Source organism: uncultured Abyssibacter sp. (assembly GCF_964000955.1).
Lineage (GTDB): Bacteria > Pseudomonadota > Gammaproteobacteria > Nevskiales > OUC007 > Abyssibacter.
In genome coordinates, this window is the sequence record NZ_CAXFCL010000233.1 from 1 (window position 1) to 7,633 (window position 7,633).

General features: G+C 65.1%; 7 protein-coding genes. All 7 read left to right on the forward strand.

Translation table 11 applies throughout. From position 1 onward, the window contains the following. A partial coding sequence (locus ABNS06_RS11285; RefSeq protein ID WP_348674698.1) for a chemotaxis protein CheW occupies positions 1 to 364 on the forward strand: 364 nt, incomplete at its 5' end. Positions 365 to 407: 43 nt separating this feature from the next. Next, the gene (locus tag ABNS06_RS11290) at positions 408 to 941 is read left to right on the forward strand and encodes a chemotaxis protein CheW (RefSeq protein WP_348674699.1); all 534 of its coding nucleotides are present in this window, start codon (positions 408 to 410) and stop codon (positions 939 to 941) included. A 20-nt stretch (positions 942 to 961) separates the two neighbouring features. After that, on the forward strand, positions 962 to 3,547 hold the full coding sequence (locus ABNS06_RS11295) for a methyl-accepting chemotaxis protein (RefSeq protein WP_348674700.1): 2,586 nt from the start codon (positions 962 to 964) through the stop codon (positions 3,545 to 3,547). 202 nt (positions 3,548 to 3,749) lie between these two features. After that, positions 3,750 to 4,586, forward strand: a complete 837-nt coding sequence (locus ABNS06_RS11300) for a CheR family methyltransferase (protein WP_348674701.1) — start codon at positions 3,750 to 3,752, stop codon at positions 4,584 to 4,586. Beyond that, entirely contained in the window at positions 4,583 to 5,206 is a 624-nt protein-coding gene (gene cheD / locus ABNS06_RS11305) for a chemoreceptor glutamine deamidase CheD (protein WP_348674702.1), read from the forward strand. Before ABNS06_RS11300 ends, cheD begins: the two co-directional genes overlap by 4 nt. Before the next feature lie 137 nt (positions 5,207 to 5,343). Beyond that, the gene (locus ABNS06_RS11310; protein WP_348674703.1) at positions 5,344 to 6,387 is read left to right on the forward strand and encodes a chemotaxis response regulator protein-glutamate methylesterase; all 1,044 of its coding nucleotides are present in this window, start codon (positions 5,344 to 5,346) and stop codon (positions 6,385 to 6,387) included. A gap of 74 nt (positions 6,388 to 6,461) precedes the next feature. Continuing rightward, on the forward strand, positions 6,462 to 7,633 hold a 1,172-nt coding region (locus tag ABNS06_RS11315; RefSeq protein ID WP_348674704.1), incomplete at its 3' end, for a methyl-accepting chemotaxis protein.

The window sequence follows — 7,633 nt, forward strand, 5'->3', positions numbered from 1 at the left end:
CGAGTCGCTGCGACCCGAGGCGGCCAGCATCAAGTCCATTGCCGGCAGTTCGCAGGTGGTGCGCGTGCGTGATCAGTACATCCCCATCGTGCCGCTGCACACGCTGTTTTCGGTGCCCGGCGCGCAGAGCGCGTTGACCGACAGCGTGCTGGTGGTCACCGAGGCGGACGGCCGTCGCGTCGCCCTGCAGGTGGACTCGCTGCTGGGCCACCAGCAGGTGGTGATCAAGAACCTCGAAGAGCACTACCGGCATGTATTCGGCGTGTCCGGCGCGACCATTCTTGGTGATGGCCGGGTCTCGCTGATTCTGGACGCCGCGGAACTGAGCGGCGTTCACGATCACGACCAGGATCAGGCGGCATGACCGACAGGCGCCTGCCCATTCACCCGATCATGGAGAGCATCCGATGAATCACCTCGCTACCGGTGATCCGGACAGCGGATCACCCCCCCAGGCACTGGATGCCGCCGAACCCACACGTGAGTACCTCACGTTCCGGCTCGGCGACGAGGAATACGGCGTCGACATCCTCAAGGTGCAGGAAATCCGAGGCTACGACGCCGTCACCAAGATTCCGGACGCGCCCGAATTCGTGAAGGGTGTGATCAACCTGCGCGGCACGATCATGCCGGTCGTGGACATGCGCCTGCGCTTTCACCTGGGCGAGGCGGTCTACGACGCCTACACGGTGATGATCATTCTGCAGCTGGAGCACCGCAAGGTCGGCATGGTCGTCGACAGCGTCTCCGACGTGCTGCGCCTCTCCGACGCGCAGACATTGCCACCGCCGGAGTTCGGCGGATCGATGGACACCCGCTACATCAGCGGCCTGGGCTCGGTGGACGAACGTCTGCTGATCCTCGTGGACATCGAGCGGCTCATGGCCAGCGAGGACATGGCGCTGACTTCAACAACTGACGCGTCGCAGTCGGCGCATTGAACGACTGGGAGCTATCGATCATGAGCGTATTCAACATTCGCAGCTGGTTTTCCGATGGCAGCGCCGCGAAGGCGCGCGAGGCCGATCTGCTCGGGCAGGTCGCCGCCATCAACAAGTCGCAGGCCGTCATCCAGTTCAATCTCGACGGCACGATTCTCGACGCCAACGAGAACTTCCTGGACGCGGTCGGCTACTCGCTGGACGAAATCCGTGGACAGCATCACCGGATGTTCGTCGATCCGGAGGACGCCCAGTCCGACACGTACCGTGAATTCTGGGCCAAGCTCAACCGCGGCGAGTTCGATGCCGGCGAGTATCGCCGGCTCGGCAAGGGCGGGCGCGAGATCTGGATCGAGGCCTCGTACAACCCGATTTTCGACACCCACGGCAAGCCGTACAAGGTGGTCAAGTACGCCACCGACGTCACCCGGAAGGTGCGGGCCAACGCGGCGTTGCAGGCCGCGGTGAGGCAGGCGGCGGAGGTGGCGAACTCCGGCGACGTGTCCAAGCGGATCGTCGTCGAAGCCGCCGACGGACTGGTCGCCGAGCTTTGCGCCGGCGTCAACGCGATGCTGGAGACGATGGAGGAGAACCAGCAACGGGAGCGTCAGGTCGCCAATGACAACCTGCGCATTCGCAACGCGCTGGACAACGTCACGACCAACGTGATGATCGCCGACAACGAGCGTCGCATCATCTACATGAACGAGTCGGTGCAGGAGATGCTCAACGCCGCCGAGTCCGACATCCAGAAGGAGCTGCCGTCGTTCCGCGTCAGCGGTCTGCAGGGCCAGAGCATCGATGCCTTCCACAAGAATCCCGATCACCAGCGCGGCATGATCGAGCGGCTCAAGGAGACCTACCGCACCGACATCAAGCTGGGCGGTCGCACCTTCGGTCTGATCGCCAGCCCCGTCATCGATGCCAACGGTGAACGTCTGGGCACGGTGGTTGAGTGGAAGGATCGCACGCAGGAACTGGCGATGAAGGATGAGATTGCCGTCCGCGAGGCCCGCGAACGCGAAATCGCCCGCGAGAACCTGCGCATTCGCAACGCGCTGGACAGCGTCACGACCAACGTGATGATCGCGGACAACGACCGCACCATCATCTACATGAACGACTCGATCGGAGAGATGCTCACCGATGCCGAGTCCGACATTCGCCAGCAGTTGCCCGAGTTTCGCGTCGAAGGGCTGCGTGGTCGCAGCATCGACGTGTTCCACAAGAACCCGGAACACCAGAAACGATTGCTGGAGACGCTCACCGATGTGCACCGCGCCGAGCTGACGCTGGGTGGCCGCACCATGTCGTTGACCGTGACGCCCATCTTCGATGACGACGGCGAGCGCGCCGGCACGGTCGTGGAGTGGCTGGACCGCACCGCCGAAGTCGCGATCGAGAACGAGATTGGCCGCTCCATCGAGGCGGCGAATCAGGGCGACTTCACCAAGCGCATCAGCCTGGACGACAAGGAGGGCTTCTTCCACCGCCTGTCTTCCGGCTTCAACAGCCTGATGACCGGCTTCGAATCCGGGTTTGAGCAGGTCAACAAGTCGCTGGGTTACCTCGCCGACGGCGACTTCACTCAGCCCATCGAGGCGGACTACCAGGGCAGCTGGGCCGAGCTGAAGTCGTCGGTCAATGCCACGGTGGAACAACTCTCGACGCTGCTGTTGCAGATTCGTGAGTCTTCCGAGGAGATCAACAGCGCCTCCAGGGATGTGGCGGCCGGGTCCAGCGACCTGTCCGCGCGAACCGAACAGACCGCGGCGAGCCTGGAGGAAACCGCATCCTCCATGGAGGAACTGACCTCCGCGGTGCGTCAGAACACCGAGAACGCCGAGCAGGCCAACCAGCTGGCCGTGGGCGCGCGGGATACCGCCGATCGCGGCGGCCAGGTCGTCAAGCAGGTGGTCGACCGCATGGGCGCCATCACCAACAGTTCACGCGAGATCAACGAAATCATCAGCGTGATCGAGGGCATCGCGTTCCAGACCAACATTCTTGCGCTCAATGCTGCGGTGGAAGCCGCGCGAGCCGGTGAGCAGGGTCGAGGGTTCGCGGTGGTGGCTGGCGAGGTTCGCTCGCTGGCGCAACGCTCCTCCGGCGCCGCCAAGGAAATCAAGAAGCTGATCTCCGACTCGGTCGAGAACATCGAGAAGGGCAGCGAAATGGTCGACCAGGCCGGCGAGACCATGGCCGAGATCGTCACGTCGGTTAAGCGGGTGGCCGACATCATGGGCGAGATCACCGCCGCCTCGCGCGAGCAGCGTTCCGGCATCGAGCAGGTCAACGACGCGATCACGCACATGGATCAGGGCACGCAGCAGAACGCGGCGCTGGTCGAGGAATCAGCGGCGGCCGCAAAGTCCATGACCGATCAGGCCGATCGACTGCTTCAGGCGATCATGCACTTCCGCTTCGAGGCCGGAGGCTCCGCTACCGCCCCGGCGATCCGCGGCGGCCAGGAGCGCATCGCTCGGGTCGACTCGACATCGCATGCGGCAAACCAGCCGGCGCAGCAGTCGCGGCCGCGGCCGGTGGCGCCCAAGCTGGCCGCTCCCGAGATCGCGGCGCCGGACGAACACTGGTCCGAGTTCTAGTCCGGGTCGGGCGAGGAGGGCGTTGTCATGCCGTTGATGACTCTCACCCGACCGCGTTCCGGCCGCCTGTCTGGCGGGACGGACCGGCGGACACTGACGATGGCTGGTCTGCACCTGCTCTGGGTGTGGATCGGCCGGCCGATTGCCAACATCGGCGCCGGCCTGGTGGGCGCGGTGCCGACACTGCCGGGCGGAACCGCCGATGAGTGAGGCCACCAAGGAGCATGCGCTGTCGCGCGCGCAGTTCAATGACATCCGCCGGCGCATCAGCGTGTACGCGGGTATCAGCCTGGCGGAAACCAAGCACGACATGGTCTACAGCCGGCTGGTGCGTCGCCTGCGGGCGCTGCGCTGTCATGACTTCGACGACTATCTGCAACGCGTGGAGGCGGACACGGATGGCGAACGTCAGGCCTTCATCAACGCGCTGACGACCAACCTGACGTCGTTCTTCCGCGAGGCGCACCACTTCGACGTGCTGGGTCGGGTGCTGGCTGGCTACGGTGGCCGGCGCATCCGCATCTGGTGCAGCGCGGCCTCCACCGGCGAGGAGCCGTATTCCATCGCGATGACCGTGGTCGAGCACTTCGATTCCTGGACGCCGCCGGTGGAGATCATCGCCACCGACATCAACACCGACGTGCTGAGCCAGTGTCGCGGAGGCATCTATGCAGCCGAACGCATCGAGGACCTGACCGTGGCGCGCAAGCGGAGATTCTTCCTCCGTGGCTCCGGACCGCAGGCCGGCAAGGTGAAGGTGCGGCCGACACTGACCCGTCTGGTGAAGTTCGAGACCTTCAATCTGTTGTCGCCGAACTGGAACCGGTTCCGCGACCTGGACATCGTCTTCTGCCGCAACGTGATGATCTATTTCGACAAGCCCACGCAGGCCCGGTTGTTACGGCAGTTCCATGGCTGCCTGAATCCCGGAGGGTGGCTGTTCGTCGGCCATTCGGAAAGCCAGGTGCGCGGTACCGAGGGCTTTGTCTCACAGGGGCACACCGTCTACCGCAGTCAGTCCGCGGAGGTGGCGGCATGAGCGCCGAACCGGCCGCCGCGAATGACTGGGTCACTGTGGTCGATGGTCAGCCGCTTCGCTACTTCGACCGTCGTTTCAACGTCGATGCGATCAAGCTGCTGCCGGGCGAGTTCGCCGGTGAAGCGGACAACACCATGTTGGTGACGATTCTCGGCTCCTGCGTCGCGGCCTGCCTGTGGGACGAGCAGGCGGGTGTCGGCGGCATGAATCACTTCATGCTGCCCGGTGACGGCGGTGTACAGACGGGCTCGGGCCGTTATGGCGTACATGCGATGGAACAGCTGATCAATCGGTTGCTGAGCCTGGGCGCCGAACGCGCGCGCCTGCGGGCCAAACTGTTTGGCGGGGCCGCGGTGGTTCGGTCGATGACGCAGTCCGATGTCGGTGAGAGCAACATCTCGTTCGTCGGCAACTACCTGAAAACTGAGCGGATTCCTGTAGTTGCCTCCGATCTTGCCGGGCCATGGCCGCGCAGGGTGCATTTCTTTGCTGGCTGCGGGCGAGCCTTCGTCAAGCGGCTGCCGGTGATCGAGGCGCCACGCATCGTCAACGACGAGAACCTGCATTTTCAGCGCCTCAAGGCCTGCGTGCCCGACGCCGGCAGCGTCGAGCTTTTCTAGCGCGCGCTCACATCAGATCGTGCCACGGCGTTCCGGCCAGGAGGCGGCGGGACGCTGTGCGAGGAGAACAACATGGCAAGTCCTGATCAATCATTGGCGGGAACCTGTCGTCGGCCGTCCGCATCGGGGAGTTCCCGATGACGCTGCGTGTGCTGGTCATCGACGACTCGGCCCTGGTGCGCCAGGTGCTGACCGAGCTGCTGGACGATGCGCCCGACATCGAGGTCGTCGGCGTCGCCCGCGATCCCTTCGATGCGCGGGAGAAGATCAAGTCGCTGAATCCGGACGTGCTGACGCTGGATGTCGAGATGCCGCGCATGGACGGCCTGACGTTTCTGGAGAATCTGATGCGGCTGCGGCCGATGCCGGTGGTGATGGTGTCGTCGCTGACCGAGCGTGGCGCGGACATCACGCTGCGGGCGCTGGAGCTGGGTGCGATCGATTTCGTGACCAAGCCGGATGTCGGCGTCGCCGACGGGCTGCGCGCCTATGCCGATACGCTTTGCGACAAGGTGCGCGAGGCGTCGCTGGCCCGGCCGCGGCAGCGGACGACCGGGCAGCGGACGCGGGAGGTCACCGTCGCCCGCGCCTACCGGACCACCGACCAGTTGATCTGCATCGGTTCGTCGACCGGCGGGACCGAGGCCTTGCGCAGCGTGCTGGAACGCATGCCGCCCGATGCGCCCGCGGTGGTCATGGCCCAGCACATTCCGGTTGCATTCAGTGAGTCGCTGGCCAGGCGGCTCGACGGCGCCTCGGCGATGCGAGTCTGCCAGGCCCGGGACGGGCAGCAGATCACCCCCGGCCATGCCTACCTCGCACCGGGCAACCAGCATCTTCGCGTGGTCCGCAGCGGCGCCCGACTGATCTGCCGGCTGGGGGACGACGAACCGGTGAACGGTCACCGTCCCAGCGTCGACGTGCTGTTCCGCTCGGTGACGGAAGCCTGCGGCCGCAACGCCGTCGGTGTGATGCTGACCGGCATGGGCGCCGACGGCGCTTCGGCGATGCTGGAACTGCACCAGGCCGGCGCTCGCACGCTGGCCCAGGACGAGGCGACCAGCGTGGTCTGGGGCATGCCCGGCGCGGCGGTCCGTCTCGGGGCCGTGGATCGCATCGTGCCCATCGAATCCATCGCCCAGGCGGCGCTGGATGCATCCCGCCAGGAGATCGTCGCCTGATCAGGGCAGCGCCCCTAAAGCTGGTCGATTTCCTGCCGTTAACGTCAAAGTTCACGGAGTCTCGGAGAGCTCGAATGTCCACCCCCGATTTCAAAATCCTGTTCGCCCTGGCCGGTTTGACGGTCGCCCATGTGATCACCGCGCTATCCGGCGCTCCAGCGATTCTGCTGTGGTCCACGACCGCCGGTTTGCTGGGCGCGCTGGCGTGGACGGGCTGGTCGATCTGGCAGCGCGTGCATTCCGTGGAAACGCATGAGAAGACCATGGAGCAGAACAAGACGCTGCTGGACGAACTGGGCGTGTCGGCCAAGAACGAGATGGTGGAAGTGCGCGGCGAGATTCTTCGCGTGAACGGGCTGGTCAAGGAAGCCGTGGAGGAACTGGGCAGCAGCTTCAGCGCGATCAGTCAGACCTCGCGCACGCAGCAGGACGCGGTGGGCAGCCTGCTTGCGCAGACGTCCGACGACACCGGGGTGAACGTTCGGGACTTCGCCGTGCGGGCCGGTTCGCTGGTCGAGGAACTGGTGACGCTGCTGCACGAGGAAAGCGAGCGCAGCGCGTCGACGCTGGGCCAGATTGATCAAATGAGCAAGCAGCTCGACGCGATCTTCGAGTTGCTCGAAGACGTGAAGTCGATCGCCGACCAGACCAACCTGCTGGCGTTGAACGCCGCCATCGAGGCAGCTCGTGCCGGGGATGCCGGTCGCGGATTCGCGGTGGTCGCCGAGGAAGTGCGCTCGCTGTCCGAGCGTTCGACCACCTTCAACGAGCAGATCCGAGGCCTGGCGCATAACGCCCGTGACGCGATGTCGGCGGTGCGCAAGACCGTGCAGAACATGGCGACCCGCGATATGGAGGCAAGCAGCAAGGCGAAGTCGCAAGCCGATCAGCTGGTGACGCAGGTCGAATCCATCGATGCCAAGCTCTCCAGCGGCATCCACCGGGTTTCCGACTGCCGCGAGCAGATCGAGGTCGCCGTGCAGAAGGCCGTGCGCTCCCTGCAGTTCGAGGACATCACCACGCAGGCCCTGGGGTCGGTCAGCGATCACCTGGATCGGCTTGAGCACATCAGTCGCGAGGCATTGGTCCTGACGGGGCTGCTGCCCAAGAGTGCCGCGAACGCGACCGAGGACCGCGTGCGCGAGCTGCGCAAGTTCAACCAGCGCATCCAGCCGGCGCGCGAGGAATGGAAGAAGGCGCCGCATCATCCGGTCAGTCAGGAGTCGATGGACGAGGGGAGCATCGA